The organism is Micromonospora sp. LZ34 (assembly GCF_052981855.1).
On the sequence record NZ_JBRIQN010000169.1, the window covers coordinates 1 to 847 of the forward strand.

At 68.7% G+C, this 847-nt stretch carries 1 protein-coding gene; it reads right to left on the bottom strand.

Translation table 11 applies throughout. The features are described 5' to 3' along the window. A partial coding sequence (locus ACVCAH_RS37985) for an IS5 family transposase (protein WP_447141030.1) occupies window positions 1-739 on the bottom strand: 739 nt, incomplete at its 3' end. Window positions 740-847: the final 108 nt, after the last annotated feature.

Genomic DNA, 847 nt, shown 5'->3' on the forward strand with positions numbered 1-847 from the left:
ACGCGGGTGGGCGGCCACCGTTGGAGCCTTTGGCCTTGCGGTGGGCGTCCTGGTCTTTCTTGCTGGGGATGCAGGCCTTGATCCCGCGTGAGCGCAGGTATCTGCGGTTGCCGCGGCTGGTGTAGGCCTTGTCGGCCAGGACCAGGTCGGGGCAGGTGCGGGGCCGGCCGACACCGAGGCGGGCCACGCGGATGCGGCGCAGGACGGGGATGAACTGCGGGCTGTCTCCACGGTGCCCGGCGGTCACGGTCAGGGAGAGAACCTTCTGTCCCTGCTCGCAGGCCAGATGAGTTTTGGTGGTCAGCCCGCCGCGGGACCGGCCCAGCACGTGGTCGGCGGGTTCGTCGTGCACACCGCCGGGTGTTTCCTTCTGCAGATGGCCGTCGGTGCGGGCGCCGGCGGCGTGCTGGTGGGCGCGGCTGGTCATCGAGTCCACGCTCACCGTCCAGGCGATCCGGTCCTGCGCGTCACCGGCCGCCTGCAACGCGGACAGGATCTTGTCCCAGGTTCCGTCACGCTGCCAGCGGCGGAACAGGCCGTAGATCGTCTGCCAGGGCGCGTACTCGGCCGGGACGTCCCGCCATGGAGCACCGATCCGCCACCGGATCCCGTCGATGAGCTGCCGTTTCTCCCACTTCGGCGGACGACCTGTCGCCGGCGCGGCAGGCAACAGCGGAGCCAGAACAGCCCACCGCCTGTCGGTCAGGTCATGCCGCCTCGTCACCGCTACCCTGGGCACGAGGTCTCCGGTATGAAGTTCTTGCTTGGTCGCAGAACCAGATACCGGAGACCTCTTCAGTTATCGACCACCGCCACGCCGCGACTTCGTACGGATCCCTCGACTTAC